Source organism: Nonomuraea sp. NPDC001684 (assembly GCF_053596515.1).
The window spans coordinates 1-26236 of record NZ_JBSFGJ010000050.1 but is presented as its reverse complement, the minus strand read 5'-3'; the positions used below and the strand labels follow the sequence as shown (position 1 = coordinate 26236).

The window sequence follows — 26236 nt, the reverse complement described above, 5'->3', positions numbered from 1 at the left end:
ACCATCATGACCGACCACCTCAGCACCGTGCAGCTCCAGTCCCTGCGCCAGGACATCGACGAGCAGCTGGAGCGGCGCAGCCGCCACCTGCTGGGCCTGCAGGCCGCGGCCCAGGACGGCAACGGCGCGGACGACACCTGGCAGGAGCTGCTGGCCTCTCTCGCCACCGCCGACCGGGCCATCGCCGAGCTCACCCAGGCCCGCGACCGGCTGACGGCCGGCTCGTACGGCCGCTGCGCGCACTGCGAGGCGGGCATCCCGTTCGAACGGCTCAAGATCCGGCCGCTGGCCCGGTTCTGCATCAACTGCCAGCGCCAGCACGAAGCCGCCTGACCTCCGGGACCGGCCGCCCCTCACGACGTCGGGCGGCCGGTCCACCGCCGGCGGCCGTGTGGACAAAAATATGCAGACCGGTCTATTGTGTGCCGCATGGCGGTCAAGGGGGACGAGACGCGGGCGCGCATCATCGCGGCGGCCCGCGCGCTGGTGGAGGCGCAGGGCAGTCACGGCACCGGCCTCAACGAGGTGCTGGCGGTGGCCGGCGCGCCTCGCGGGTCGCTGTACCACCACTTCCCCGGTGGCAAGGACCAACTGGTGGGCGAGGCGCTCGCCGCCGCCGGGCGCGAGGTCGACGCCATGATCGACGATCTGGCCAGCACGCTGCCGGCCGCCCGGGACCTCGTGCCGGCCGTCCTCGACGCGCTGGCCGACAGGATGGTGGCGGCCGGGTACGCCAAGGGCTGCCCGGTGGCGACCGTGGCCCTGGAGGTCGCCTCCTCCAACGAGCAACTGCGGCGCGTCTGCGCCGGCATCTACGAAGGCTGGCAGCGCAGGCTGGCCGACGCCCTGCGCGCCGACGGGCATGCCGCGGCCGACGTCCTGCACGCAGAGAACCACGACGCGGCCGACGACACGGGCAACGACACAGCCGACGAGCTGGCGGCGACCGTGCTCGCGATGATCGAGGGCGCGCTGGTGCTGGCCCGCGCCAGCCGTTCCCGGCTGCCGGTCGAACGGGTCCGCCGCCAGGTCGTCAGGCTGCTGGCCTGAGCCGGCGGTTTTTCGTGCCCACAAAATATGCAGATCGGTCTAGAGAGGAATTGTCATGGAAGACGCCGTGGTGTTCGGCGCGACCGGCTTCATCGGCAGATGGACGGTCCTGCACCTGCTGGAACAGGGCCGCGCCGTGACGGCCGTCGTCCGCCGCGCGGACGACGGGCTGGGCCGCTGGCTGCGCGAGCGCGGCGTGCCCGGCACGCGGCTCACGGTCGTCGAGGGCGACGTCACCGCCGGGCCCGGCCTGGGGCTGAGCGCGGCCGTCGAAGGGGCGGCGGGCGTGCGGGACGTGTTCAACGCCGCCGGCGTCTACCGCTTCGGCATGGGACGCGAGGAGGCCAGGGCGGTCAACGTCGAAGGCGCGCTGAACGTGCTGAACTGGGCCGCCGCCCGTCCCGCGCTGCGCCGGCTGGTGCACGTGTCGGGCTACCGCGTCGGGCTGGACCCGCGGCCGCGCCATCCGCTCCCCGAGGCCGAGCTGGCAGCCCTGTACCGGGACAAAGGGGCGTACGAGGGCTCCAAGGCCGAGGGGGACGCCGCCGTACGGGTCGCCGCGGCGCGGCTCGGCGTGCCGCTGACCGTGGTGAACCCGAGCAGCGTCATCGGCCATTCGCTGACCGGCGAGGCCGGCCAGTACCTCGGGCTGGCCTCGCTGGTCCGCGACCTGTGGGCGGGGCGGCTGCCCGCACTGCCGGGCGGCGCCCGTACGTTCGTCCCGGTGGTGACGGTGGACCATTTCGCCCGGTTCATGGCCGCCGTGCCCGAGCACGACCCCGAGCCCGGCGGCCTGCACTGGTTGCTCGATCCCGCCACGCCCGACCTGCCCGACCTGATCCGGCTGCTCGCGGACCACCTCGGCGTACCCGCGCCGCGCATTCGCGTGCCGGCGGGCGTGATCCGCCGCCTGCCGTCCGCGCTGACCGGCGCCGAGCCCGAGACGCTGGGCTTCCTGACCGAGGACCGGTACGACACGGGCTCGGCCGACCGGGTCGCCGCGTCCGCGGGGCTCCGGCGGCCACCCGTGGAGGACGCGTTGCGCCGCTGGGCCGACCGGCTGGTCGCCGACCGCTTCGGGGCCGCTCCGGCCGCACGTCCCGGTGGTTTCCACAGCGTGGCGGGGTCGCGTACGTACGTGGCGGGTGAGCGTACGTCGCCGCGGCTGGTCCTGCTGCACGGGCTTCCGCTCGACGGCGACTCCTGGCACGGCGTGCTCGACGATCTCGACAGCACCCCGTCCGCGACCCGCCCCGAAACCGCCGCGGACCGGTTTGCCCCGCTTGCCACCGACTCCCCCGCTCCAGGCCGGTTTCCCGCGCTTGTCGCCGATCTGCCGGGTCTGGGGCGTTCCTCGCCGGCCGGGGGCGCGGCGGCGGACTGGCTGGCCGAGTTGCTGGAGCCCGTGCGCACCCGTCCGGTGATCGTCGCGCACTCGGCCGCCGCCGCCCCGGCGCTCCGGTACGCCGCCGCCCATCCTGGCCGGATCGCCGCCCTGATCCTGCTGTCGCCGTACTTCCTCCAGCGCCGGCCGTCCGCGCTCACCCTGCTGCTCGCGGCCCCTGCCCTCGGCAGGATGGGCCCCGACCGGCTCGCGTCCACCCTCCTCGGCCCGGCGTCCCCGTCCGAGGACGCGCGGCGGGCGGTCACGAGCGCCGCGGCGGGGCTCCGCCGTCCCGGGGTCGCCCGGCGCACCGCCCGCGCACTGCGCGCCGCGCACCGCCCCGCCGAACGCGCCGACCTCCGCAGGCTGCTCGGCGGCCCCGTCCCCGTGCATCTCGTGGCCGGCGAGCTGGACCCGCTGACCGACAGCCCCGTCCCAGTGACGGTCATCCCGGGGGCCGGGCACCACCCGCACCTCACCCACCCGGCCGCCGTCGCGGAGATCGTGCGCCAGGTCCTCCTCCGGCCCGTCGTGGACGATTGCCCTCCGCCGTCCACGCCTGAGACCATGACCGGCCCACTTCCTCACCACCTCAGGGAATCATGAGCTCCGTCACCTACACCGAGCCCGCCGAGCCCCAACCCGAGATCCCGCTCGTCGGCGGCGACGTCACCGAAGGCGTCGTACGCGTCGGCGACACCGTACGCCGCCCCGTCGGGCCCAACTCCCCGCTGGTCCACGCGCTGCTGGGGCACCTGGAGGAGGCCGGGTTCGCGGGCGCGCCGCGGTTCCTCGGCATCGACGCCGCCGGCCGCGAGGTGCTGACCTTCGTGCCCGGTGAGGTCGCCGGCCAGCCGCGGCCCGCGTGGCTGGCCGACGAGGAGCGGCTGGCCTCCGTGGGCCGGCTGATCCGGGCCTACCACGAGGCGGTGGCGGGGTTCGTCCCGCCCGACGGCGTGCGGGCGGACTTCGGGTTCACCGAGCCGCCGGGCATGCCGCCCGCACCGCCGTACCCGACGGAGCTGGTCGGGCACCTGGACTACACGCCGGACAACATCGTGTTCCGCGACGGCGTGGCGGCCGGGCTGATCGACTTCGACATCGCCAGGCCGGCCACCCGGGTCGAGGAGCTGATGAGCGCGATGTTGTACTGGGCGCCGCTGGCCGACCCGGCCGACGCCGACCCGCCCCTGCGCGGGCTGGACGTGCCGCGCCGCTGCCGCCTGCTCGCCGACGCGTACGGGATGTCCGGCGTCGACCGTTCGCGCCTGGTCGAGGTGGCCGTGCTGCGTACCCGGCGGTCGTGGTTCTCGATGCGGCAGATCGCCGAGGAGCAGGGCGGCGGCTGGGCCCGGATGTGGGAGGAGGGCGTCGGCGACCTGATCAAGCGGCGCGAGGCGTGGCTGGAGCGCCACGGCCCGGCGATCGACGCCGCGCTCACCGCCCCCTGACCGCCCCTGCCCCGGAGGCGGCGTCCGCCTACTGCCCGGGTGGCGGCAGGCGCAGGGCGAGCAGCGCGATGTCGTCGGTACGCGGCGACGGCGCCAGCGCGAGCACCTGCTCGCAGAAGTCCTGGAGCGGGCGCCGGGCCAGCGTCGCGGCGTGCCGGCGCAGCCGGGCCAGGCTGTTGTCCAGGTTGACGCCGGGCACCTCGACCAGCCCGTCGGTGTAGAGCAGCAGCGTGCTGCCCGGCGGCAGCGGCGCCAGGGCGTCGTGGCGGGTCACGTCGTCGAGATGCACGCCCAGCAGCAGCGACTGGCCCTCCTCCAGGTAGCGGGCCTGCCCGTGCGCGGTGACCAGCAGCGGCGGCAGGTGGCCGGCGCTGGTCCAGCGCAGGATCCGCGTGTCGGGGTCGCTCTCCGGCTGGGGCGGCTCGATCCTGGCCAGGATGGCCGAGGCCGTGTGGGCGTCGCTGGCCACGGCCATGACCTTGTTGAGCCGGTCGAGGATCAGGCTGGGCGACTCCTTGTGGTCGCAGGCCAGGGCGCGCAGCATGTTGCGGAGCTGGGCCATCTGCCCGGCGGCCTCCAGGTCGTGGCCGGCGACGTCGCCGATGGCCAGCGCGGTGACGCCGTCGGGGAGCACGAACGCGTCGTACCAGTCGCCGCCCACCTGGGAGCCGGCCGGGGCCGCCAGGTAGCGGGCGGCGAGCTGCAGGTGATCGACCTGGGGCAGCGCGGTCAGCAGGTGGCGCTGCATGGTGTCGACGATGTCGCGCTGCTGGCCGAACAGGCAGGCGTTGTCGGCGGCCAGCGCCGCGGTGCGGGCGATGTCGGCCACCAGCTCCACGTCGGCCTCCGTGTACGGCCGCGCCGGGTCGGTGCGCGCCACCGTCAGCGCGCCCAGCACGCGGCGCGGCGTGCGCAGCGGCGCCACGATCGCCGACGAACCGCCCAGCACGTTGAACAGGGAGTCGTGGGCGGCGGCCAGCGGCCCGTCGGGCGGCGCGGCGATCTGCTCGGGCCCCAGCAGCAGGGCCTGCTCCCCGCGCAGCACCCGGACCAGCGCCGACCGCGAGGGGCCCTTCGGCAACGACGGCAGCTCGGCGAACCACGAGGGGTCCACCGGCGTGGTTCCGGCGCAGGCCATGGCCAGGCGGCGCAGCTCGCGCGGCCCGAGGAACATGTCCACCGCCGCCCAGTCGGCCAGGCGCGGCACCAGCAGCCGGCCGAGCCGCGTCATCGCCTCGCGCACGTCCAGCGTCTGGGTGAGGACGGTGCTGATCTCGGTCAGCAGGCGGAACTGCTCGGTCAGCTTCTGGGCGCGGACGAGCTCTTCGGCCTGCCGGCCGGCCGCGTCGAGGCGTTCGACGACGTCGATGAAGACCACGACGACGCCGGCCGGCTCGCCGTCGTGATGGATGGGCGAGGCCAGCCAGGCGACCGGGAGCAGCCGGCCGCCGGCGGTGGCGAAGGTGGCGAACTCGCTGCGTACGGACCGGTCCTGCCGGCACACCGTCACCAGCTCGCAGCCGGAGCGGGGCGGGAGGCTGCCGTCGAGGCGGCGGTGCAGCTTCTGGTGCGCGTCGGCGCCGCGCAGCTCGTCGGCGGGAAAGCCGAGCAGGGCCGTCGCCCCCGGGTTGACCCACGTGATGCGGCCGGCGAGATCGGTGAGGTAGATGCCCATGCCCGTGCCGTCGAAGGCCGCCCGCAGCAGCCACTCCGCCGGCTGGGCGCCGGAGCCGGAGCCGTCCGGCCGGTGTCCGGCGTCGCCCCCATCAGCCATCATCACACTACGTTATCGGATGATTACTGACATGCCGACCTCGTGTACCCCGGAACGTGCCGGGCCGGCGCCGGCCGGGCTAGGACCAGGGGAAGGCGCCGCCGGCCATGGTGCTGCTGAGGCGGCGATCGGCGGCGCCGGGGGTCTCCGAGGGCACCAGCATGCGCAGCCGCAGCCGCGAGCCGAGGCCGGTCCGCTCCAGCGCGACCGAGTCGCACAGCTGCTGGATCACCCACAGGCCGAAGCCGTGGGACGCGGTCGGGTCGACGCCCGCGGTGTCGAGGTGGTCGGCGGTCAGGCGGCCCGCGGTGTCCAGGATCTCCACGCAGACGCCGATCGGGTCCCGGGTCGCGGTGACCAGGCCGGCCGAGCCGCCGTGGTCGAGGACGTTGGTGACGGCCTCGTTCACCGCGAGCACCAGGTCCTCCAGCCGCTCGCCGGACAGTCCGCTGTGGTGGCCGTGGATGCGCACCAGGTCGCGGATGAACGCCAGATCGGCGCTGATGGGACAGCGCAGCTCGAACTCCACAAGCATGATCGTCTCGTCTGTCGGAGGTCGGGAAGGGGTACGCCGGCCCCTTTCAGCTTTCCCGTCGAGCGATCGTCAAACGCGCCGGCCGCTCGCCGTCGAGCTCCCGGGACGGCTCACGGGATGACGGCCTGGGCGAGGGCGATGCCGCACCAGGCCGCTCCCAGGCCGGCCGCGATGCCGGCCACGGCGTTGAGCGCGGCGTAGGTGCGGGCGCCGTTCTGCAGCAGCCGCAGGGTCTCGTAACCGAAGGTGGAGTACGTGGTCAGCGCCCCGCACAGGCCCGTGCCCAGCAGGGCCTGCGCCGCGCCGGTGGCGGGCAGCGCCAGCAGGAAGCCGAGCAGCGCCGAGCCCGTCACGTTCACGGTGAAGGTGCCCCACGGGAACAGGCTGTCGTGCCGGGCCTGGACGGCGCGGTCGATCAGGTAGCGGGCGGGCGCGCCCACGGCGGCCCCCAGCACCACCAGCAGCAACGACGTCACGGACGCCTCCCGCCGCGCGGAGCCCGCGCGGCCCGGTCGGGCACGGTCTCGGCGGGAATGGTTTCCACGGGACCGGTCTCGGCGGGAGTGGCGAACCGGCCGAACAGCCCGCGGCCGAGCACCTGGCCCAGGAAGACCGCGGCCAGCGCCATGACCAGCGTGACCGCCAGGTAGGCGAGCGCCGTGCGCGGCTGCCCCGCGGCCAGCGCCCCGTGGGCGTCGGCGATGGAGGTGGAGAACGTGGTGAACCCGCCCAGCACCCCCACCCCCAGGAACGGCCGGGTCAGCGGGTGAGCCTGCCAGACCTCGGTGATGGCCACCATCAGCAGCCCGATCAGCAGGCAGCCGGTGACGTTGACGGCCAGCGTCGGCCAGGCGAACCCGCCGGGCGGCACCGGGAAGGCGGTCAGGACGGCGTAGCGGGCGAGCGCGCCCAGCACGCCGCCGGCCGCGATGACGGCCAGCGTGGCGACCGGGGCGCGGGCCAGCTCGCCGCGCTGGGCGGGCACGTGGAGGTCGACGTCGGGATCGACCGCGGCCCGCGGATCGACCTGCGCGCCGGCGCCTCCGGCGGCATGCGCGCCACCGACCTCCACCCCTTCGTCGGCGTGCGGGGATCCGGTCTCGGCCCCTTCGGCGGCGGCGGGCGCGCGGCCGGGTTCGGGTTCGGGGGGACGAGCTTGGGTCATGAGGCATCTCCTACCAGCACATGAGCGTGGCACATCTCTGGCAGGGACCGTTGGCGGCGACACCGCGGTTACCCCCGGACGGGCGGGAGGCGGCGGGCCCCACCGCCGCGGCTCCCGGCACGGGAAGCCGCCCCCATCATACCGGCGACCACCCCACACCCCACCGCCGAGAGGTGTCCCCCACAGGCCACCGGCCCCCGGCGTCAACCGCTGAGCGACAACCAGACGCGGTCGGGCAGGACGCGGGCCGCCTCGTCCAGGTCGATGTCCGGCGCGCCCGCCAGCCACCGTCTGCTCACCTCGGCCACCGGCCCGATCAGCAGCATCTCCACCTGCGCCGCCGGCAGCCGCGCCACCGTCCCCTCCGCCATGCGCGCGCCGATCCAGGCGTTCAGCCTGCCCAGCCGGGACGCCTTGGCCGCGGCGATGCGCTCGGCGTACGGGCCGAGGTCCAGCGCGTACGGCGCCGCATGGATGAAGCGGGCCTTGTCCGGGTGCGAAGCGGTGAAGCCGAGGTAGGCCGTCACGGCGCGGCGCACGCCGTCACGGGCGTCGGCGGTCTGCTCGGTGACGGCGACCAGCGTGTCGAGCAGCTCGTCCATGCACCGGCTGTACAGCGCGGCGGCCAGCCCTTCCAGGCTGCCGAAGTGGTGGTAGACGCTGCCCATGCTGACGCCGCTGCGCGTGGTCACCGCCCGGAGGGTGAAGTCGGCGGGGTAGACCTCCAGGGCGGTGTCCAGGAGCCTGCGCACGGTCTCCTCGCTGCGCCGGTGCCGGGTCATCGCACCGCGGCCAGCGCCTCGGCCTCGTCCCAGACGCGCCGGGCCAGGTCGGCGTCCAGCGCCGGGCCCTGCAACGGGACCTGGCGGTCCTGGTCGAAGTACCGGCCGGTGCCGGCGGACCCGGCCAGGGAGACGACGTGCCGCGCGCCTTCCTCGGGCGCGGCCCAGCTGCGCTTGGCGGCCTTGAGCAGCCAGCCGAGCGGGCCGCGGCGGTCGCCGAGCCCGGTGCGGATGACGCCGGGGTGCACGGCGTCGATCGTGATCCCGGCCGTCCGCCAGCGTTCGGCGAACAGGGGCACGGTCAGCAGGTTGCACAGCTTGGTGTCGGCGTACGTGCGCATCGGCGAGAAGGCGGCGCCCACGGCCGTGCGTCCGGGTTCGGCCCGGCCCTTGACGTACAGGCCGGCGGTGACCTGCACCACGCGTCCGAGCCGGTCCTCCAGCAGGTGGTTGAGCAGGAACGGCGCCAGGTGGTTGACCGCGAACGACTCCTCCAGCCCGTCCTCGGTCAGGACGCGGCGGGCGGGCCAGAGGCCGGCGTTGTGGACGAGCACGTCAATGCGCGGGCAGCGGTCCAGCAGGTCACCGGCCAGCCGCCGGACCGACTCGGCCGTGGTGAGGTCGCCCGCCACGGCCTGGACGTCGCCCCCGATCCGCGCGGCGGCCTGCCGGCCCCGATCCGCGTCCCGCGCGACCAGCAGCACCGTGTGCCCGTCGCCGGCCAGCCGTTCGCACACCGCGTACCCGATGCCCCGGTTGCCGCCGGTCACCACCATGATCGACATATCAGAGCATTTTTCTAGAGAAATGATCTAATTTCAAGAAGATGGCCGGTCCGGCTTGACCTGGAGTTCGCTCCAGCCCCCAGACTCCCGTTCCGGGGCCTCGTACAGAACGTGACGAACTGGGGAGACAGCATGAAGTACCGGACGATCGGCACGAACCCGGACACCCGCCGCGAGGTGAGCGCGCTCGCCCTCGGGGCGATGTTGTTCGGCTCGGTGACCGACGAGAAGACGTCGTTCGCCATCCTCGACCGCTACGCCGAGGCCGGCGGGACGTTCATCGACACGTCCGACAACTACGCCTTCTGGGTGGACGGCGGCCAGGGCGGGCAGAGCGAGGAGCTGCTCGGCCGCTGGCGGCGCAGCAGCGGCGCCGGGGACGAGATCGTGATCGCCACCAAGCTGGGTGCGCGGCCGCTCGCGCCGGGCACCAGCTACGTCGACAACGCCGAGGGCCTGTCCGCCAAGATCATCAGGGAGTCGGCCGAGCGCAGCCGCGAACGTCTCGGCGTGGACCGCATCGACCTGCTCTACGCCCACATCGAGGACCGCACGGTGGAGGTGGCCGAGACCGTCGAGGGCTTCGGCGCCCTGGTGGCCGAGGGCACGGTCGGCCTGCTCGGGGCGAGCAACCACGCGATCTGGCGGGTGGAGCGGGCCCGCGCCCTGGCCACCGCCTCGGGGGTGGCCGGGTACGAGGTGCTGCAGTACCAGCACAGCCTGCTGCGCCCGCGCTTCGACGTGCCGGAGTCGATCTTCCAGGACGGCAGCCTCGGCCACGCCGGAGCCGAGCTGCTGAGCTACCTGCGCGCCGAGCCCGCCCTCACCCTGGTCGCCTACTCGCCGCTGCTCGGCGGGGCCTACACCCGGCAGGACAAGCAGGTGCCGCCGGACTACGACCACCCCGGCACCCCGGCCCGCATGGCGGTGCTGCGCGAGGTCGCGAAGGAGTGCGGGGCGAGCCTGAACCAGGTCGTCCTGGCCTGGCAGATCGGCTCGGCGTTCCCGGTGATCCCGCTGGTCGGGGCGTCGTCGGTGGCCCAGCTTGAGGAGAGCCTGGCCGCCGTGGACCTGGAGCTGACCGACGACCAGCGCGCCCGCCTGGACGCCGCCCACTGAAACCCCGCCCGCCCGATGCCGCGGAGGGCTCGGGGCAGCGGCCGGGACGCCGCGCCTGAGCCCGATTCGCCCGGGTAAGGATGGGGCTCATGTTCATCAAAGCGTGTCTGAACGGAAGCCGGGCGGCGGGCGAGCACCCCCGGCTGCCCCTGACGCCCGCCGAGCTGGCCGCCGACGCCGTGGCCGTGCGGCGGGCGGGGGCGGGGGCGGTGCACGTCCATCCGCGGGACGCGGCGGGGCACGAGTCGCTGGCCGCCGCCGACGTCGGGGCGGCGACGTCGGCCGTCAGGGCGGCGACGCCTGGGCTGCCCGTGGGCGTGTCCACCGGCCTGTGGATCACGGGCGGCGACGCCGCGGCCCGCCTGGACGCGGTGACCGCCTGGGCGCAGCTGCCCGCCGGCGCCCGTCCGGACTTCGCCTCGGTGAACCTGTCGGAGCCGGGGTTCGGCGAGCTGGCGCGGACGTTGCTGGCGGCCGGGATCGGGGTCGAGGCGGGGGTGTGGACGCCGGCCGACGCCGCGACGCTGACCGCCTCGGGCCTGGCCGGACGCATGACGCGCATCCTCGTCGAGGTGATCGACGCGCCGTCCGAGGAGGCCGTCCCCCGGGCCGCGGCCATTCTGGACCGCCTGGACGGGTCGCCCGCCCCCCGCCTGCTGCACGGCGAGGGGCCGGCGACGTGGCCGCTCGTGGCGGAGGCCGTACGGCGGGGCCTCGCCACCCGGATCGGCCTGGAGGACACGCTGCTCGACCCGGACGGCGGCCCGGCCGAGGACAACGCCGCCCTCGTCGGCCACGTCCTGGCCATCGCCCGCCCCGGCGGGTAGAGGGCGGCGCGCCGGGCGGTAGGGACAGCCCCCGCATGAGGGCGGGTGGTGCCGTGACTGTGGCGAAGCCGCCGATTCGCCACAGTCGGGACATGGCTTGATCGACGCGACAAGGAGCCCCGATGCCTTCCTCCGCCGCCCGGCGCGCACTCGCCCTGCTCGTGATCGTCCCGCTGGCGCTCGCACCGATGGCTCCGGCGTTCGCCGCCGAGCGGGCGCCGTCGGTGCAGTCGCGGCTGGACACCCTCACCGCCTCCCCCGACGTGCCCGGCGCCGTGGCCTACATCCGCCACCCGGACGGCCGGACCACGACGGTCGTCTCCGGCACCGCGCGGCGCGGCACGAAGCAGCCCATGCCCGGCGCCGACGGCCGGTTCAGGATCGCCAGCGTGAGCAAGTCGATCATCGCGGCCACTGTGCTGAAGCTGGCCGACCAGGGCAAGGTGAACCTGGACGAGCCGGTCGAGACGTACCTGCCGGGGGTCATCCGCGGCAAGGGCATCGACGGACGGGACATCACCGTGAAGATGCTCCTGCAGCAGACCAGCGGCCTGCCGGACTTCACCCCCGTCGCCGACTGGTCGAAGATCGGCAAGCAGGACCTGCTCAAGCTGGCCCTCTCCCTCGAACCGACGCCGCTCGGCCGGTTCGCCTACTCCAACACCAACTACATGGTCCTCGGCCTGGTCGCGCAGGCGGTGACCGGGCGCGACTTCCGCGTGGTCAGCCGCGACCTGGTGCTGAAGCCGCTGGGCATGCGGGACACGTACTGGCCGGCCGAGGGCGAGACCGGCATCCGCGGCCCGCACGCGCACACCTACGGCGTGCACCCGCTGCACCCGAAGGACGGCGTCGTCGACGTGACCCGGCTGCCCGGCCACGCGCTCGGCGCCAGCGGCGGGCTGGTCTCGACGCCGCGCGACCTGAGCGCGTTCTGGCGGGCGCAGTCCGTCAAATCCGGTTCGTACGTCGACGTCGACCGGCCCGGCTGGCCCAAGGGCGCCCGCTACGGCTACGGCGTCATGGAGATCCCGCTGAGCTGCGGCGGCAAGTTGTGGGGGCACGGCGGCGACGTCCCGGGCGTGTCCACCTTCAGCGGCCGCGACCGCGACGGCCGCACGGTCACCGTCTACGCCACGGGCTCGGCCAACGGCGGCAAGGCCCGCGATCTCCTGATCGCCGCCTTCGACACCGCCCTGTGCACCCGCTGACCGGCCCCGCGCGCCGGCTAGGCGGACCGCCGGCTCAGCACTGGATCGGCGACCAGCCGGGCCCACGGTAGCCCGCCCCCTTCGGGAACGTGCCGCCGCCCCCGTCGCGACGTGGGTCAGCGGTTCATGTCGCGGCGCAGGGCCGGGAGCCGGGGCTCGTCGTCGGTCCAGGCGGCCGTCCTGATCGCCTCGTACGAGCGGTCCTGGCCGATCGTCGACTCCAGGGCCAGCGGCAGGCCGGTGGCGGTGTCCACGACGAACCGGTATCGCTCACCCGGCCCGGCCGGCCGGCTGACCGCCTGGCCCTTGCGGCCGAGCGGGTCGGTGGCCTCGCTCTCCGCGCTCGCCCCCGGGAGCGCGGCCAGCATGCGGTACGTCGCCGCCCGCACCTCCGGCGAGGTCGGGAAGTTCATGACGAGCCGCACGCCGGTCTCGAAGAGCTGGGCGTTCATGTCCACCCGCTCCTTGCCGTACCCCTTGGACACGACGCGTTCGAGGGTGTCGCGCAGCCCTTCCGGGGTGGTCGGCAGGGCGTTCAGGGTGGCGGGCGTCATGGGTGTGCCCAGCAGGGTGAGCGTCTTGCCGCTGTCGTCGCGTACGGCGTCGCGCTCGCCGGGGCCGGTCTGCAGCTTCACCGGGGGCGTGCCCCCGCTCAGGGTCCAGGTCCGGGGGGAGCCGGCGGCGCGCCAGGCCGTCTCGTCCTCGGGCGTCGCCGGCTCGGCGCCGAGGTCCTGGCGGATCACCCAGGTGGGGCGGTCGGCCGCCTTGGGGAGCCAGAGCTCGATCGAGCGGGTGGTCTTGAGGGTGTAGTGGCCGCCGGGCGCGCGTTCGTACCGGCCGACGACGCCGTCGCGCCTCCAGTACGCGCCGTCGCCCGCGACGGGGGTGACCGAGCCGGCGGCGGCCAGCAGGATGTCACCGGCCGAGAGCCGGGCGGGCGCCGCGGATGCCGCGGATGCCGCGGGTGTCGAAGGCGTCGAGGGGGCGGTGAGGAAGGTGGCGGCCACGGTGACGGCGGCCGCCCCGGCCAGGCTCGCCCCCACGAGCGGCCAGCGCCGCCGGCCCCTCCCGCCGTCCGGCAGCGCCCGCAGCGCCGGACGCCGCTCCTCCCCGCGGACGCCGGCGTCCATGGGGGAGGCGTAGGCGTCGGCGAGGCGGGCGCGGCCGTCGGCCAGCACCTCGGGGGTGGGGGGCGGGGCCGCGTAAAGGTCGCGGATCAGGGTCAGGTCCTGGTTCAGGTCATCCACGAGAGTCTCCAAGCAGGGGATTGACGCCGCCCAGGGCGGCGCGAAGCTTCCTTCTGATGCGGTTCAGCCGGGAACCGACCGTTCCCGACGGGATGTCGAGGGCCTGGCCGATCTCCTGGTAGCTGAGGTCGGCCAGCGCCAGGAGCAGCAGGACGTCGCGGTCGGCGTCCGGCATCGCCTGCAGGGCCGCCACCAGGTCGTCCTTGACGCCCGCCGCCGCCAGCCGCCCGGCGACCAGGTCCTCGTGCCCGTCCTCGGCCTGTTCGCCGGTGAGCGTCCCTTCCGGCGCCCGTTGCATCGCCTGCAACCGGCGCAGCTCGCTCCGGCGGTGCTGGGCGACGACGTTGGTGGCGATGCCGTACAACCAGCCGCGGACCACGCCACGGCCGGAGTCGAAGCCAGCCCGGCCGTGGAAGGCGGCCAGGAAGATCTCCGCGGTGAGGTCGTCGGCGGCCTGGGTGCCGAGGCGGCCGGCGACGTACCGGTGGATCTCGGGAAAGTAGCGGTCGTAGAGCACCCCGAACCGCTCGGGGAGGCGCAGGGACTCGGCGATCGCCTGCTCGTCCTCGACCGTCATGGTTTGTGTCACACCCCTACTTGGCGGGAGCGCCCGTCCTTCTTCACGCCCTCTCAGCCCGTGAAGAGGGGGCGGGCATTCCGCCAAGAAGACATGTGATCCTCAGAACGACAGCGGTCTCAGTGACCATCGCGCTCCTCGGAGCCGTCCCTTCCGGCCTGCCGGGCCCGCCGGGCGGCCCCGCCCGTACCGTGACGCTGATCACGGGAGACCGGGTGAGCCTCGTCGCCGGCGGCGTGCGCGTCGCGCCGGGCAAGGGCCGTACGGGCGTCGTCTTCAGCACGGAGAAGATCGGCGACCGGCTCCGCGTCGTGCCCGGCGACGCCGTCCCCCTGCTGGCCGCCGGTCGGCTCGACCCCCGCCTGTTCGACGTGACGACCCTGCTGGAGTACGCCCCCGGCGCCCTGCCCCTCATCGTCGCGGGCCCGGACGCCGCCCGCCGGCCGGGCCTGGCCGCCCATGGCATGGCGGTGACCCGCGACCTGCCCGCCGTGAACGGCGCCGCCGTACGGTTCGACGCCGCCGCCGGCTCCTGGCCGGACCTCAGGGCCTCGCTCGCCTCCGGCACGGGAAAGATCTGGCTCGACGGCCGGGCGACCCTGTCGCTGGACGCCAGCGTCAAGCAGATCGGCGCCCCCGCCGCCTGGGAGAGGGGCTACACGGGCGCCGGGGTGAAGGTCGCCGTCCTGGACTCCGGCATCGACGACACCCACCCCGACCTGGCCGGCAAGGTGGCGGCCCGCCGGAACTTCACCGGCACGGACACCGCGGCCGACCTCACCGGGCACGGCACCCATGTGGCCTCGACCATCGCCGGGACCGGCGAGCGTTACCGCGGTGTCGCGCCGGGCGCCACCCTGCTGGACGCCAAGGTGTGCGCCGACCGCTGGTGCGCGGAGTCGGCGATCCTGGCCGGCATGCAGTGGGCCGCCGAGCAGGGGGCCAAGGTGGCCAACCTCAGCCTCGGCTCGCCGGACGCCCCCGGCCTGGACCCGCTGGAGGAGGCCGTCCGGACGCTGACCGAGCGGTACGGCGTGCTGTTCGTCGTGGCCGCCGGGAACTACGGCAAGCCGGGCACCGTCGCCTCGCCCTCCACCGCGGACGCGGCCCTGTCGGTCGGCGCGGTGGACCGTGCCGACCGCCTGGCCGTCTTCTCCAGCGCCGGTCCCCGCGTGGGCGACTCGGCGTTGAAGCCCGACATCACCGCGCCGGGCGTCGCCATCCGCGCCGCGCGTGGCAAGGACTCCCCCGGCGACGGCCCGTACGTCGAGATGTCGGGCACCTCCATGGCGGCCCCGCACGCCGCCGGATCGGCCGCGATCCTGGCCGGCCTGCGCCCGGACTGGACGCCCGAGCAGCTCAAGGCCGCCCTCATGGCCACCGCCCGGCCGCAGCCCGGCACCGGGATCTACGCCCAGGGCGCGGGCCGCCTCGACGTGGGCCGCGCGATCGGCCAGACGGTGACCGCCTCCCCCGCGTCGGTCAGCTTCGGCGTGCTCGCCTGGCCGCACGACGACGACGAGCCGGTCACCAGGAAGCTGGCCTACCGCAACGACGGTCCTGAGCCGGTGACGCTGCGCCTGTCGGCGCGGGCCGGCGCGGACGTGTTCGAGGTGTCGCCCGGCACGCTGACCGTCCCCGCGGGCGGCCGGGCGGAGGCGACCGTCACCGCCGACACCCGGGGCGACGTGGCCGACGGGCCGCTCGGCGGCTACCTGGAGGCCACCGCCGAGGACGGCACGACCGTGAGCACGCCGCTCGCCGTGGTCAAGGAGGTCGAGAGCTACGACCTGACCCTCGACCGGCCGGGCGCCGCGGACGCGCTGACCACCCTCTACCGGACCGACGTCGACCGGAAGGACTGGAACCCGGTCACCGTCCAGCCTGGCGGCAGGGTCACGCTGCGGCTGGCCAAGGGCACCTACGTCGTCGACAGCCGGACCGCCGACGGCGAAGGTCTGACCGTGCTCGTCCATCCCGGCCTGCGCCTGGACCGGGCTCAGTCCCTGCGGCTGGACCCGGCTCAGGCGCGGCCGGTGTCCATCGCGCCGCCCGACCCGGCGGCCAGGCACCTGATGACCGAGGTGACCTACAGCGGGCGCACGCGGGACGGTTCCCCCTACTACCTGGGCGCGGAGGCCACCATGTTCGACGCCGCGCCGGGCATCCGCACCGCGCAGGTCGGGGCCGGCCGGTACGACCTGCTGACCAAGGTCGCCGGCCAGTGGGCGGTGCCGGGCCCGGACGGCGACCTGGCGGGCAGCGCTCAGGCGTACCGGCTGGCGTGGTTCGTCCAGGGCCAGGTGCCGACCGGCTTCAGCCGCCGGGTCGGGCGCGCGGACCTGGCCACGATCCGCAGGGACTACGGCGCGCCGGCGGCCGGCGCGGACGCGAGCGCCGCGAGCGCCGCCTGGCCCGCGGAGGGACGGTTCTTCAGCATCATGTTCGTGACCGACTTCCGGCCCCCCTTCACGCACACCGAGTACGTCAACACCGGCGGCGGTCTCCGCTGGCGGAACATGTACACGGAGACGGGCCCGACCTGGGGAGCCGACCTGATCTCGACCGCCCGCAGGTACGAGGCGGGACACGCCTACGACGAGACCTGGAACCGCGGCGTCTTCGGTCCCGCGCCGGTCACCGAGGAGGGCGCTCCTCCCGTCTCCCGCGCGGGCGACGTGATCTCCGCGTTCCCCTTGCTGTACGCCGACGGGGCCGGTCATCCGGGGATGTCGAGCGTGTCCGGGGCGCGGATCGCCCTCTACCGGGACGGCGAGCTGGTGGCGGAGGAGCCCGCTCCGGGGGCGCGGTTCGGCGTGCCGGCCGGGGAGGCGGCCTACCGGCTGGAGGTGACGGCCGAGCGCGGCCCGGAGCTGCTCTCCACCCGTACGGCGGTCGCCTGGACGTTCCGCTCGGCCGGTGGCCGGGACGGCGCGCTGCCGCTGCCGGTCGTGGTCTTCTCGCCCCCGCTGGACCCGGCGAGCGGCGCGCCCGCCGGCCGGGCGTTCGCGGTGCCGGTGTCCGTGCGCGGGCAGGCGGGGGCGGCGCGGGAGCCGGCCGTGGAGGTCTCCTACGACGACGGCCGCACCTGGCGGGCGGCGAAGGTCGCGGGCGGCGCCGTACGGCTGCGCCATCCGGCCGGGGCGGGCTTCGTCTCCCTGCGCGCCCGCGCCGCCGACACCGGAGGCAACACCGTGGAGCAGACGGTGATCCGCGCCTACCGGATCGGGTGACCCGCCGGCCGGCGAAGGGCGCGGGGCGCGTGGAGCGCTTGGGTGACTCTGGGGAAATTTCCGATTTTGCCGTCATTTCCAACCCCAAACCGCGATGATCTAGGTCGGCCGGATGCCCACGGGGGGCGCACCGGCCGTTGATTGGAGCCCCATTTTGCGGAGAAGACTCCCACTGTTCGCCACCGCCTTCGTGGCGCTGGCGGCGTTGATCCCGGTTCCGGCGGCGAACGCGGCGACGACCGCGACACCCGCCACCACCACTACGAACGCCATCACCTGGGCGCCCTGCGAGGAGGAGCCCAGCGCCGAGTGCGGCAAGCTGACCGTGCCCATCGACTGGGCGCAGCCGAGCGGGCCCTCGATCGACCTCGCGGTCGCGCGGCGCAAGGCCACCGACCCGGCCGCCAGGGTCGGCTCGCTGGTGATCAACCCCGGCGGTCCGGGCGGGTCCGGCGTGGAGGCCGTCTACGGCGCTCCCGGGTCCTACACCGAGGAACTGCAGCAGCGGTTCGACATCGTCGGTTTCGACCCGCGCGGCGTGGGCCGCAGCCACCCGGTCATCTGCTCGGCGTCGGTCTACAACCAGATGCCGCCGACCGTCATGCGCAGCCAGGCCGACTTCGACGCCTGGAACGCCTTCACCAAGAAGCTGCACCCGGACTGCCGGGCCCGTACCGGCCCGCTCTACGACCACGTGGACTCCGTCTCCGTGGCCCGTGACATGGACGCCCTCCGCGCCGCCCTCGGCGAGGAGAAGCTCACCTACTACGGCATCTCGTACGGCACCCTGATCGGCCAGATGTACGCCGAGCTGTTCCCCGGCCGCATCCGGGCGCTCGCCCTCGACAGCACCATGGACCACAGCCTCGGCGTGAAGGGCTTCTTCGCCACCGAGGCCCTGGCCGTCGAGGACGGCTTCGACCAGTTCGTCGGCTGGTGCGAGCAGGACACCAGTTGCGTGCTGAACGGTCGCGACATCCGCGCGATCTGGAAGAGCCTGCTGGACAAGGCCCGCCACGGCGAGCTGGTCTACCCCAGCACCGGTCAGCGGATGACCGAGCTGCAGGTCATCTACAACGCCGCGCTGGGCAACGAGGGACCCGACTGGCGCACGCTGAGCGAAGTGATCAACTGGCTGAACGGCGGCCCGGCCCCCGAGTGGGTGCCGCCGCTGCCCGGCCGGGGCCCGGTGGACGGTGACGTCGCCGAACTGCCGACCCGGATCCTCTGCCAGGACTACAACCTCAAGGTGAACAGCTACGCCGAGTACGCCGACCTCATGCGTACCGCCGGCCTGCTGGCGCCGGACACGAAGTACCACCCGTACCCGACCGACGACCTGCCCATCTGCCTCAACTCGGGCGCCCCCGCCAACCCGCCGCACTCGCTGCGGTACACCGGCCAGGCCCCGCTGCTGCTCGGCAACTCGATCCACGACCCGGCCACGCCGTGGATCTGGGCGGCCAACGCCACCCGTCAGCTCGGCCCGAAGGCCGTGCTGCTCACGTACGAGGGCTGGGGTCACCGCATCTACGGCAAGGACAAGTGCCAGACCGACATCATCGACCAGTACCTCATCGACCTGAAGGTGCCGCCGCAGGGCACCCGCTGCGCGGTGGGCACGCCTGAGGAGACGCTCAAGAAGCAGACGAAGCGGGCGTGGCCGTCCGACTCGCTGCCCTGGGCCGGATAGTCCGCACGGCACGGGTACGGCCCCACCGCGGGCCGTACCCGTCCCCACAAAGGGATATTTGCCCTGGCCAACCCCTCGGTATGGACAATTCAGCGTAAGAAGGTAGCTGACGAGGGGGTGAGCCATGATTGAGGTCAAGAGCATCGACAAGCCCGACGAACGGCGCGACTTTCCCAAGGGCCACCTGGAGATCTGCGAGCTGAGCGGCCTGACCTTCGGGGTCGCCACGTTCGAGCCGGGATGGCGTTGGTCGGAGTCCGTCAGGCCGATCGCCGGCACGTCGTCCTGCCAGGTGCATCACAACGGGTTCGTGGTCTCGGGCCGGATGCGCCTGCGCATGGACGACGGCACCGAGGCCGAGGCGGGGCCGGGCGAGGTCTTCGTCTGCCCGCCCGGACACGACGCCTGGGTGGTCGGGGACGAACAGGTCGTCCTGTACGACTTCGCGGGCGGCGCCGCCGACTACGCCAAGGCGAGGAACGGCTGACGCCGCGCGCGCTCCGGACGGGCGCCGCTAGGCGGGCGCGTGCGTCCGTCTGGGAATGATCTCCTCCAGCGCCTCGGCGACGGTGGCGCGTACGCCGAGACGTCCTTCCAGGCCGGTGATGCGCATCAGTCTGGCCGGTTGCGGGGTCGGCGCGGCGACCATCACCGTCCGTCCCGTGGCGGTGATGCGTTTCCACGCGCCGATCAGCGCGCCGAGTCCGGCCGAATCCATGAAGCCGACGTCGGACAGGTCGATCAAGGTGACGGCGGCCGGCGTGCCGTCGAGATAGCCGGTCGCCCAATCCTCGATGGCGCCGGCGGTGTGCAGGTCAAGGTCCCCGGCCGGATGCAGCACGACCGTTTCTCCTGCGGAGTTGGCCAGGAGCCGGAAAGTGTCCACTTTCACTGCTATCACTTCCCTCCTTGCTCCGCTCTCCCCTGGTCATCGGCCGACAAACCCCGTGACCTGCCCGCCGGACGCAGCGCCGCTGCTCAATGCGGATTTTTTCGCGAAGCAATTAGCGGTGCTCAGCGCGGCCATTCCCGATGCGAATGCGCGGCCATTTCCTCGACGCCGGGCGCATGCCCGTACATAAGTAAAGAAATGCTGGGCAGCGGCAATGAAACGTGATCGCCGACGTTCGAGGAGAGTGAGAACCATGGTCCTGCTCGGCCTGCTGCTCATGGTCGCCGGGTCGGCCGCCGTGGTCGTCCTGTTCACCCAGACGACGACCACCGCCACCGCCGCGCTGACACTGATGGGCGTCACCTTCCGGGTGGGTGACCTGGAGCTGTTCGCCGCGGGAGCCGCCACCGCGGCCGCGTTCATCTTCGGCGCCTTCCTGATCGCCGCCGGGACGGGCCGCAGGCTGGCCCGCCGCCGCGAGCTGCGCCGCCTGCTGGCCGAGCGCACCGACGACCAGCCCGCCACCGACCAGCCCACCACCGACCAGGACGAGCGCCGCACGGCGGACCGGCCCGCCGACCGTCTGGTGGCCACCGGGCGCACCGCCGACCGGCAGCCCGACGCCCCCGCCGCGCGGCACCGGACGCCGGCCGACCGCCTGGTCGCCGGCCGCCGCCGCCCGGCCACCGGCTGACCCCCGGCCCCGGACGGCTGGACTCAGGTCAGGCGGGCAGGGCGTCGGTCGTGGGGACCACCAGGCCGAACAGGTCGCCGATGGTCGTCAGGGCGGCCTCGTGCAGCACGTCGGCGGGCAGCGGCGCGCCGCCGGGGCCGGCCAGTGCGCGGGTGGCGCAGGCGTCGGCGACGACCGTGGGCCGGTAGCCCAGCCGGAAGGCCCCCTGGGCGGTGAAGGTGACGCACATGTGGGTCATGAACCCCGCCAGGACCAGGTCGGGCCCGGCCTCCATGCCCGCCAGGACGTCCTGGAGCTCGGTCTGGTGGAAGGCGTCGGGGAACGTCTTGACCACCACCGGCTCCCCCTCGCGCGGCGCGACCGGCGCGCTGATCGCCCCGATCTCGGCGCGGACGTCGTACGGGCTGCCGGGGCCGCCGTCGTTGACGACGTGCACGACGCGGGCCCCGGCGGCGCGGGCGCGCTCCAGCAGGCGGGCGCCGGCCGCGAGGGCCTGTTCGGCGTCCGGCAGTGCCATGACGCCAGTGCTGTAGGTGTTCTGGTAGTCGATCAGCACGAGGGTCGAGTCGGCCAGCCGGGCGGGCTCGGCCGGCAGGCCGACGACCTGGCGCAGGGTGGGCGAGACGGTGCTGCTCATGGCAGGGGTTTCCTTTCGGGCAGGCTCGCGCCGCCGCCCGGCTCGGACGGCGTACGCGCGGAGAGAGGGGATCAGGCCACCGTGCGGAAACGGCGGCGGTAGGTGCCGGGGCCGGTGCCCAGACGGCGGCGGAAGGCCCGGTGCAGGGTCTCCACCGAGCCGAGCCCGCTGTCGGCGGCCACCCGGGGCAGCGGCAGGTCGGTGGTCTCCAGCAGCCGGCGCGCCACCTCGACGCGCGCCGACTCGACGTACGCGGCCGGGGTGAAGCCGGTCTGCTGCCGGAACACCCGGGTGAACTGACGCTGACTCAGCCCCATCCGCGCCGCCAGCTCGACCGTGGTCAGCTCCTCGGCGAGGTGCTCGGCGATCCACAGGCGCAGGTCGTCGATGTCGCGGCGGCCCGAGGCGGCCCGGGTCAGCGGGACGCTGAACTGGCTCTGGCCGCCCTGACGCTTGAGGTAGACGACCAGTTCGCGGGCCACCGCGAGGGCGGTCTCCTCGCCGTGGTCCTCGGCCACCAGCGCGAGGGTCAGGTCGAGGCAGGCGCTGATGCCCGCGCCCGTCCAGATCCGGCCGCTGGAGCGCAGGAAGATCGGGTCGGGGTCGACGGTGACCCTGGGGTGGTCTGCGGCCAGTTGCCCGGCCGTGGACCAGTGGGTGGTGGCGGTCAGGTCGTCCAGGAGGCCGGCCTCGGCCAGGATGTGCGCGCCGACGCACACCGAGGCCACCCGGCGGGCGCCCGGAGCGGTCCGCCGTACCCAGGCGACCACCTCGGCGTCCGTCAGGGCGCGGGGCCCGTCGGGCGTGACGGTCACCGCGCCGGGCACCACCAGGGTGTCCACCTGGTCGCCGACCTGGTCGAACGTGAGATCGGCGACCAGCCGCACCCCGGCGGACGTGGTGACCTGGCCGCCCTGGGGCCCGGCCAGCCGCACGTCGTACAGGGCGCGACCGGCGACCCGGTTGGCCAGGGCGAACACCTCGGCCGGGCCGGTGACGTCGAGCAGGTCGACGTCCGGGAAGAGCGCGATGACGACGCGGTGGGCAGCGGGCATGCCTCGATTCTCACCGAACTGGCGGAATGTCCGCAACGACAGTTATCTGGCACATCTGGCCATCGAGCAGGCGACGGGGCCGGTCAGCCGGCGTGCAGGCCGGCCGGTTCGCCGAGCCGCAGGGCCAGCAGCGCGACGTCGTCGGTGAAGCGGTCGCCCCGGTGGACGAGCAGCAACTCGCACATCTCCTCCAGGGGCAGGTGGCGCAGCCGGGAGGCGGTGCGGATCAGGCTCTCCATGCCCCGGTCGAGGCCGTGCGCGGGGTCCTCGACGAGCCCGTCGGTGTAGAGCAGCAGCGTGGACCCGGCCGGGATGACCTGCTCGTGGTCGGGCCGGGGCAGGTCGGGGGTGACGCCGAGCGGGTGGCCGCCCTCGGCCCGCAGGTAGCGGGCGGGGCCGTCGACGGGGAGCAGCAGCGGGGGCAGGTGCCCGGCGGTGGCCCACCTCAGCCGCCAGTCGGTGCCGCCGTACTCCTCCAGGCGGGCCAGCAGCACCGTCGCCATCGGGCCGCCGTGCAGGGCGTGCAGGATCTCGTCGAGGCGGCGCAGGATGCGGGACGGCGGCTCGCAGTGCTCGTAGGCGAGCACCCGCAGCATGTTGCTGATCTGGCTCATGACGGTGGCCGAGCGCAGGTCGTGGCCCATCACGTCGCCGACCATCAGGCAGGGCACGCCGTCGGGCAGGACGATCGCGTCGTACCAGTCGCCGCCGATGCGCGGGACGGTGCTGGAGGGCAGGTAGCGGGCGCAGGCCCACAGGCCGTTCAGGTCGGGCAGCGACGGGAGCAGGCTGCGCTGGAACTCCTCGGTGTTGCGGCGGATGCGCTCGTAGAGGCGGGCGTTCTCGATGGCGACGCCGGCCGCGCTGGCCAGCGCCGCGACGATCCGCTCGTCGTCGCCGGTGAACGGCAGGCCCGACCGTTTGTCGGCGAAGTACAGGTTGCCGTACACGGTGCCGCGGACCAGGATCGGCGTGCCCAGCAGGGTGCGCATCACCGGATGGCCGGCAGGATATTCGCGGAAGCTGGGGTGGGCGAGCACGTCGTCCACGCGCAGCGGCCTCGGCTGGGCCATCAGCTCCTGGAGCAGGCCGTGGCTGGTCGGCAGTCGGCCGATGGCCTCGTGCACGTCTTCCGAGACGCCGTAGGTGAACAGGTCGGCGAACTCGCCCTCGTCGTTGAGCACGCCGAGGGCGCCGTACTGGGCGTCCACCAGGTCGGCCGAGACCTCCACGATCGTGCGGAGGGCGGCGTTCAGCTCCAGCTCGGAACTGATCGCGAGGACCGCCTCCAGCAGGCGCGCCATCCGGCCGTGCAGATCCTCGATCTGCGTCAGGCTCGCCTGCAGCCGCCGGAGCTTCTCGGCGCCGAACGGCCCCAGGTCCCCGCCGTACGCGCCGCCCTCCGACCGCTGTCCGCCCACCCCACCCCCCCGAGATGCCCTCGCCCAGGTCATGCCCCCGGTCACCGGCATGACACCTGGTCACGGGCACTGCGGGAGACGGCTCAACGCGCCTCGGCGGGCTGGGCGTCAGCCGCTCACGGTGGTGACGTTCGGTTGCGGGGCGCTGCGGATCTCGGCGTCGGTGAAGCGTTCCGTGACCCAGCCTCCCCGGGAGAACAGGGCGGTCTGGTCGGTGTGGTGGGGGGAGTTCGGGTTGGCGGACAGGGAGTAGGTCAGGACGGTGCGGGTGCGCGGCCCGTCCGGGGTGAGCTCGACGGCCATCATGAAGCTGGAGCCGGTGTTCACGTCGGGGTAGCGCCCGTCCTTGCCGAGCGGGCCGGAGTTGCGGACGCGGTCGAAGCAGCCCTCCCCCTCGGTGCAGCCGGGGATCGGGACCGACGCGTAGTGCTGGGCCTGGCCGGTGGTCAGGGTCAGGGGCAGGCGGTTGTCGCGGAAGAACAGCACGGCGTCGGCCAGGGCGCGCCGCACGCCGGGGTCGTCCCGCCTGAGGCCGCGCGGCGTGGTGAGGGGCTGAGCCGGGTCGAACGGCACCCGCCACCAGCTCTGCGGCGGCTCCCCGGGCTTGACCGGGGCCTGGAGCCCGTCGAAGAACCGCCGCCACAGCACGGCCCCCTCGCCGTCCAGGGTGGCGCGTCCGTCCCAGCGGGTCAGGATCCGGCAGGCGTCCCGTACGTCGACCCGCTCCCCCGAGGAGGCCCGCAGCTCGCGATGCTCCCGGCACAACGCCTTCAGGTCCGGACGCATGAGCTCGAAACCGTGATTGCGCTTGCTCCGCGCGGTGGCCTGGAGCGTCTCCAGGGTGAAGCCGGGTGCGCCGAGCCCGTCGGCGCCCTTGAGCCGCCGGTCGATCATGTCCAGGCTGACCCGGGGCCGCAGCTCCACGTCGGTCCGTACGGCGCCCCAGACCTGGTCGTAGCCGGTCAGCGGCGCGGCCGGGTTCGTCATCCACGGGCTGTTGTTGGAGTTGGCGACGTAGTCGGCGCGGGTCAGGCGGGGCTGGTTGCGGGGGCCGAAGATGCCCGGCACGACCGCGTCGGCGTCCTTGCCCCACAGGCACGCCGAGGTCGAGCCGTCCAGGACGAACGCGTCGATCGACGGGTCGGGCGACGGCTTGGCGCACCGGCGGGCCTGGGCGTCGGTGACGTGCGGGACGACGGAGGCGTCGGCGAAGGACGCCGTCCCCCCGACGTCCGTGGCCAGCGTGTAGACGAACGGCAGGCCCTGGTGGGCGTCCTGGGCGGCGCGCAGCCCGCGCAGGTCGCCGGCCTTGGCCATCGCCAGCCACTCGTCGGCCGCCCGCAGGTTGGCGGCGTTGACGTCGGCCAGCGCGTACGCGTACTCCTCGCCGCGCCCGGCGGCCAGCACCGGGCCGTAGCGGGAGGTGAGCAGGGTGCGCGAGACGAGGGTGCCGTCCTGGAGCGGCACCACGACCTCCTGGCGGCCCATCGGCTCGGGCCGGCCGTCGACCAGGTAGGTGGTGGGGTCGCCCTGCGCCAGTTGGAGCCGGTAGAGGGTGAACCGCTGGGCGTGGGAGACGGTGTGGGTCCAGGCGACGGTCCTGTTGTGGCCGATCTGCACGACGGGGGTGCCGTACAGGCTGCCGCCGGCGACGTCCAGCACGCCGGGGATGGTGAGCTGCACCTGGTAGAAGCGGCGGACGCCGTTCCACGGGAAGTGCGGGTCGGCCAGCAGCATGCCGTGGCCGTCGCGGGTGGCCTCGCGGCCCAGCGCCCAGCCGTTGCTGCCGGGGGCGCGGCGCGGGCCGTCGTCCCCGTCGTCGCCGCCGACGATGGCCTCCTTGAGCGCCGAGCTGCCCGACATGCGGCCGAGGTCTAGGAGGTTGGCCCAGACGTCCTCGGCGGTGATCGGGCCGACCCACGACTTGCCGCGGCAGGTGGGGTCGGGCAGGTTGGCCACGCCGGTGTCGTCGAGGTAGCGGTTGTAGCCGGCCACGTACCCGTCGACCAGCTCGCGCAGCTCGGCGCTCGGCCCGATGGGGGCAGGCCGGGCCAGCAGCCGCCGGACGACGCCGGAGTCGGCGACGCTGCGGTGGTAGAGGTCGCTGGTGAGGTTGGCGACCGGGCGCACCGGGTCGTCGGACCGGGCCTGCGGGCCGAAGTGGCGGGATCGTTCGCCGCGCAACGTCACCACCCACGAGGCCAGCACGCACAGGTTGTCCTGGGCGAAGGCGTACCCGTAGCCGAAGCCGAGGCCGCCGTGGTCCTTGGCGGACACGTGCGGGATGCCGTACTCGGTGCGCCGGATCTCGGCCGACCAGCGGCCCTCGGCGGCCACGGCCGGCGGGGCCGTGAGCAGGCCGGCGACCAGCGCGAGCACGATCGCCGCGCAGGGCTTTCGCAGCTTCATGTGGCTCCTATTCGAAACGCGCGTTGTCGGGCGAGGTCATGCGCCGCAGCAGCGGCAGGACGGTCGAGATCACCAGCAGGGAGGCGACCAGCCCGCCGCCGACGCCGGCGAACCAGGCGGGCCCCGGCATCGCCAGGGAGGCCCCCTTCATGGCGAGGGCGTCGATGAACGGCGCCGCCACCCCGAACCCGGCCCCGGCCGCCACGACACATGCCGACACGCCCGCGCCGGAGGAAACTTCCAGCGCTGAAAGTGCCGATCAGCCTGACCCGGGTCTGGCGGGCGTGCCGGGCGA

The 26236-nt window shown here is 74.2% G+C and carries 25 protein-coding genes; 11 read left to right on the top strand and 14 right to left on the bottom strand.

Translation table 11 applies throughout. The annotated features are described in order from the left end of the window. Positions 1–6 precede the first annotated feature (6 nt). From ACWCSD_RS13030 to ACWCSD_RS13015, 4 genes are all read left to right on the top strand, one after another. Complete coding sequence (locus ACWCSD_RS13030; RefSeq protein WP_358294910.1) at positions 7–333, top strand: TraR/DksA family transcriptional regulator; 327 nt, start codon at positions 7–9, stop codon at positions 331–333. Positions 334–429: 96 nt separating this feature from the next. Next, entirely contained in the window at positions 430–1050 is a 621-nt protein-coding gene (locus ACWCSD_RS13025) for a TetR/AcrR family transcriptional regulator (RefSeq protein ID WP_449914637.1), read from the top strand. Positions 1051–1105: 55 nt separating this feature from the next. After that, positions 1106–3040 (top strand): alpha/beta fold hydrolase, encoded by a 1935-nt coding sequence (locus ACWCSD_RS13020; protein ID WP_449914635.1) that lies wholly within the window; start codon positions 1106–1108, stop codon positions 3038–3040. Further along, on the top strand, positions 3037–3885 hold the full coding sequence (locus ACWCSD_RS13015; protein WP_358294916.1) for a phosphotransferase: 849 nt from the start codon (positions 3037–3039) through the stop codon (positions 3883–3885). Before ACWCSD_RS13020 ends, ACWCSD_RS13015 begins: the two co-directional genes overlap by 4 nt. A gap of 28 nt (positions 3886–3913) precedes the next feature. On the opposite strand, the gene ACWCSD_RS13010 is transcribed toward ACWCSD_RS13015, so the two are convergent. From ACWCSD_RS13010 to ACWCSD_RS12985, 6 genes are all read right to left on the bottom strand, one after another. After that, positions 3914–5662 carry a SpoIIE family protein phosphatase gene (locus ACWCSD_RS13010; RefSeq protein WP_449914631.1) on the bottom strand — a complete coding sequence of 583 codons (1749 nt, stop codon included), beginning with the start codon at positions 5660–5662 and terminating at the stop codon, positions 3914–3916. A 76-nt stretch (positions 5663–5738) separates the two neighbouring features. Then, the gene (locus ACWCSD_RS13005; RefSeq protein ID WP_397161819.1) at positions 5739–6194 is read right to left on the bottom strand and encodes an ATP-binding protein; all 456 of its coding nucleotides are present in this window, start codon (positions 6192–6194) and stop codon (positions 5739–5741) included. A gap of 110 nt (positions 6195–6304) precedes the next feature. Then, positions 6305–6670: a fluoride efflux transporter CrcB gene (crcB, locus tag ACWCSD_RS13000; RefSeq protein ID WP_397161820.1), complete on the bottom strand. Its 366-nt coding sequence runs from the start codon at positions 6668–6670 to the stop codon at positions 6305–6307. Further along, entirely contained in the window at positions 6667–7359 is a 693-nt protein-coding gene (locus ACWCSD_RS12995; protein WP_449914629.1) for a fluoride efflux transporter FluC, read from the bottom strand. The genes crcB and ACWCSD_RS12995 overlap by 4 nt, the downstream gene beginning before the upstream one ends. Before the next feature lie 203 nt (positions 7360–7562). After that, entirely contained in the window at positions 7563–8141 is a 579-nt protein-coding gene (locus ACWCSD_RS12990) for a TetR/AcrR family transcriptional regulator (protein WP_387678774.1), read from the bottom strand. Then, entirely contained in the window at positions 8138–8926 is a 789-nt protein-coding gene (locus tag ACWCSD_RS12985) for an SDR family NAD(P)-dependent oxidoreductase (RefSeq protein WP_449914625.1), read from the bottom strand. The genes ACWCSD_RS12990 and ACWCSD_RS12985 overlap by 4 nt, the downstream gene beginning before the upstream one ends. Positions 8927–9058: 132 nt before the next feature. Between ACWCSD_RS12985 and ACWCSD_RS12980 the strand changes: the two genes are divergently transcribed. The 3 genes from ACWCSD_RS12980 (at position 9059) to ACWCSD_RS12970 (ending at position 12083) form a co-directional block, all read left to right on the top strand. Continuing rightward, positions 9059–10045 carry an aldo/keto reductase gene (locus ACWCSD_RS12980; RefSeq protein ID WP_449914622.1) on the top strand — a complete coding sequence of 329 codons (987 nt, stop codon included), beginning with the start codon at positions 9059–9061 and terminating at the stop codon, positions 10043–10045. A gap of 89 nt (positions 10046–10134) precedes the next feature. Continuing rightward, positions 10135–10872 (top strand): 3-keto-5-aminohexanoate cleavage protein, encoded by a 738-nt coding sequence (locus ACWCSD_RS12975; protein WP_397161825.1) that lies wholly within the window; start codon positions 10135–10137, stop codon positions 10870–10872. A gap of 122 nt (positions 10873–10994) precedes the next feature. Then, a complete protein-coding gene (locus ACWCSD_RS12970) occupies positions 10995–12083 on the top strand; it encodes a serine hydrolase domain-containing protein (RefSeq protein WP_449914619.1) in 1089 nt (362 codons plus the stop codon). Positions 12084–12199: 116 nt separating this feature from the next. Here the strand turns inward: ACWCSD_RS12970 and ACWCSD_RS12965 are convergent, their stop codons facing one another. Together ACWCSD_RS12965 and ACWCSD_RS12960 are read right to left on the bottom strand one after the other, a co-directional pair. Then, positions 12200–13330, bottom strand: coding sequence for a CU044_5270 family protein (locus ACWCSD_RS12965; RefSeq protein WP_397161827.1), 1131 nt, complete (start codon positions 13328–13330; stop codon positions 12200–12202). Beyond that, complete coding sequence (locus tag ACWCSD_RS12960; RefSeq protein ID WP_397161828.1) at positions 13323–13907, bottom strand: RNA polymerase sigma factor; 585 nt, start codon at positions 13905–13907, stop codon at positions 13323–13325. Before ACWCSD_RS12960 ends, ACWCSD_RS12965 begins: the two co-directional genes overlap by 8 nt. Before the next feature lie 122 nt (positions 13908–14029). Here ACWCSD_RS12960 and ACWCSD_RS12955 point away from each other — a divergent pair, with 122 nt between their 5' ends. The 3 genes from ACWCSD_RS12955 to ACWCSD_RS12945 all read left to right on the top strand — a co-directional run bounded on the left by ACWCSD_RS12955 (position 14030) and on the right by ACWCSD_RS12945 (position 19320). Then, on the top strand, positions 14030–17140 hold the full coding sequence (locus tag ACWCSD_RS12955; protein ID WP_449914616.1) for a S8 family serine peptidase: 3111 nt from the start codon (positions 14030–14032) through the stop codon (positions 17138–17140). Between the two features lie 154 nt (positions 17141–17294). Continuing rightward, a complete protein-coding gene (locus tag ACWCSD_RS12950; protein WP_449914613.1) occupies positions 17295–18833 on the top strand; it encodes an alpha/beta fold hydrolase in 1539 nt (512 codons plus the stop codon). Between the two features lie 124 nt (positions 18834–18957). After that, positions 18958–19320: a cupin domain-containing protein gene (locus ACWCSD_RS12945; RefSeq protein ID WP_352360762.1), complete on the top strand. Its 363-nt coding sequence runs from the start codon at positions 18958–18960 to the stop codon at positions 19318–19320. Positions 19321–19347: 27 nt separating this feature from the next. Here the strand turns inward: ACWCSD_RS12945 and ACWCSD_RS12940 are convergent, their stop codons facing one another. Beyond that, positions 19348–19719, bottom strand: coding sequence for an STAS domain-containing protein (locus ACWCSD_RS12940; protein WP_352330347.1), 372 nt, complete (start codon positions 19717–19719; stop codon positions 19348–19350). Between the two features lie 250 nt (positions 19720–19969). On the opposite strand from ACWCSD_RS12940, the gene ACWCSD_RS12935 reads away from it, so the two are divergent. Next, complete coding sequence (locus ACWCSD_RS12935) at positions 19970–20419, top strand: hypothetical protein (protein ID WP_449914610.1); 450 nt, start codon at positions 19970–19972, stop codon at positions 20417–20419. A 28-nt stretch (positions 20420–20447) separates the two neighbouring features. Here the strand turns inward: ACWCSD_RS12935 and ACWCSD_RS12930 are convergent, their stop codons facing one another. From ACWCSD_RS12930 to ACWCSD_RS12910, 5 genes are all read right to left on the bottom strand, one after another. Continuing rightward, complete coding sequence (locus ACWCSD_RS12930; protein ID WP_449914606.1) at positions 20448–21056, bottom strand: cysteine hydrolase family protein; 609 nt, start codon at positions 21054–21056, stop codon at positions 20448–20450. A gap of 71 nt (positions 21057–21127) precedes the next feature. Then, positions 21128–22111 carry a GlxA family transcriptional regulator gene (locus ACWCSD_RS12925; RefSeq protein WP_449914603.1) on the bottom strand — a complete coding sequence of 328 codons (984 nt, stop codon included), beginning with the start codon at positions 22109–22111 and terminating at the stop codon, positions 21128–21130. Positions 22112–22194: 83 nt separating this feature from the next. Further along, positions 22195–23532: a PP2C family protein-serine/threonine phosphatase gene (locus ACWCSD_RS12920; protein ID WP_397161835.1), complete on the bottom strand. Its 1338-nt coding sequence runs from the start codon at positions 23530–23532 to the stop codon at positions 22195–22197. A gap of 108 nt (positions 23533–23640) precedes the next feature. Then, positions 23641–25941, bottom strand: coding sequence for a penicillin acylase family protein (locus ACWCSD_RS12915; protein ID WP_449914599.1), 2301 nt, complete (start codon positions 25939–25941; stop codon positions 23641–23643). Positions 25942–25948: 7 nt separating this feature from the next. Next, positions 25949–26161 carry a hypothetical protein gene (locus ACWCSD_RS12910; RefSeq protein WP_449914596.1) on the bottom strand — a complete coding sequence of 71 codons (213 nt, stop codon included), beginning with the start codon at positions 26159–26161 and terminating at the stop codon, positions 25949–25951. Positions 26162–26236 lie beyond the last annotated feature (75 nt).

Bases quoted from the DNA above. Each gene is read 5' to 3' on its own strand.
- ACWCSD_RS12970 (WP_449914619.1), top strand. From the start codon at position 10,995: ATGCCTTCCTCCGCCGCCCGGCGCGCACTCGCCCTGCTCGTGATCGTC.
- ACWCSD_RS13025 (WP_449914637.1), top strand. From the start codon at position 430: ATGGCGGTCAAGGGGGACGAGACGCGGGCGCGCATCATCGCGGCGGCC.
- ACWCSD_RS13015 (WP_358294916.1), top strand. From the start codon at position 3,037: ATGAGCTCCGTCACCTACACCGAGCCCGCCGAGCCCCAACCCGAGATC.
- ACWCSD_RS13010 (WP_449914631.1), bottom strand. From the start codon at position 5,662: ATGATGGCTGATGGGGGCGACGCCGGACACCGGCCGGACGGCTCCGGC.
- ACWCSD_RS13005 (WP_397161819.1), bottom strand. From the start codon at position 6,194: ATGCTTGTGGAGTTCGAGCTGCGCTGTCCCATCAGCGCCGATCTGGCG.
- ACWCSD_RS12995 (WP_449914629.1), bottom strand. From the start codon at position 7,359: ATGACCCAAGCTCGTCCCCCCGAACCCGAACCCGGCCGCGCGCCCGCC.
- ACWCSD_RS12980 (WP_449914622.1), top strand. From the start codon at position 9,059: ATGAAGTACCGGACGATCGGCACGAACCCGGACACCCGCCGCGAGGTG.
- ACWCSD_RS12975 (WP_397161825.1), top strand. From the start codon at position 10,135: ATGTTCATCAAAGCGTGTCTGAACGGAAGCCGGGCGGCGGGCGAGCAC.
- ACWCSD_RS12925 (WP_449914603.1), bottom strand. From the start codon at position 22,111: ATGCCCGCTGCCCACCGCGTCGTCATCGCGCTCTTCCCGGACGTCGAC.
- ACWCSD_RS13030 (WP_358294910.1), top strand. From the start codon at position 7: ATGACCGACCACCTCAGCACCGTGCAGCTCCAGTCCCTGCGCCAGGAC.
- ACWCSD_RS12945 (WP_352360762.1), top strand. From the start codon at position 18,958: ATGATTGAGGTCAAGAGCATCGACAAGCCCGACGAACGGCGCGACTTT.
- ACWCSD_RS12985 (WP_449914625.1), bottom strand. From the start codon at position 8,926: ATGTCGATCATGGTGGTGACCGGCGGCAACCGGGGCATCGGGTACGCG.
- ACWCSD_RS12930 (WP_449914606.1), bottom strand. From the start codon at position 21,056: ATGAGCAGCACCGTCTCGCCCACCCTGCGCCAGGTCGTCGGCCTGCCG.
- ACWCSD_RS13020 (WP_449914635.1), top strand. From the start codon at position 1,106: ATGGAAGACGCCGTGGTGTTCGGCGCGACCGGCTTCATCGGCAGATGG.
- ACWCSD_RS12960 (WP_397161828.1), bottom strand. From the start codon at position 13,907: ATGACGGTCGAGGACGAGCAGGCGATCGCCGAGTCCCTGCGCCTCCCC.
- ACWCSD_RS12990 (WP_387678774.1), bottom strand. From the start codon at position 8,141: ATGACCCGGCACCGGCGCAGCGAGGAGACCGTGCGCAGGCTCCTGGAC.
- ACWCSD_RS12915 (WP_449914599.1), bottom strand. From the start codon at position 25,941: ATGAAGCTGCGAAAGCCCTGCGCGGCGATCGTGCTCGCGCTGGTCGCC.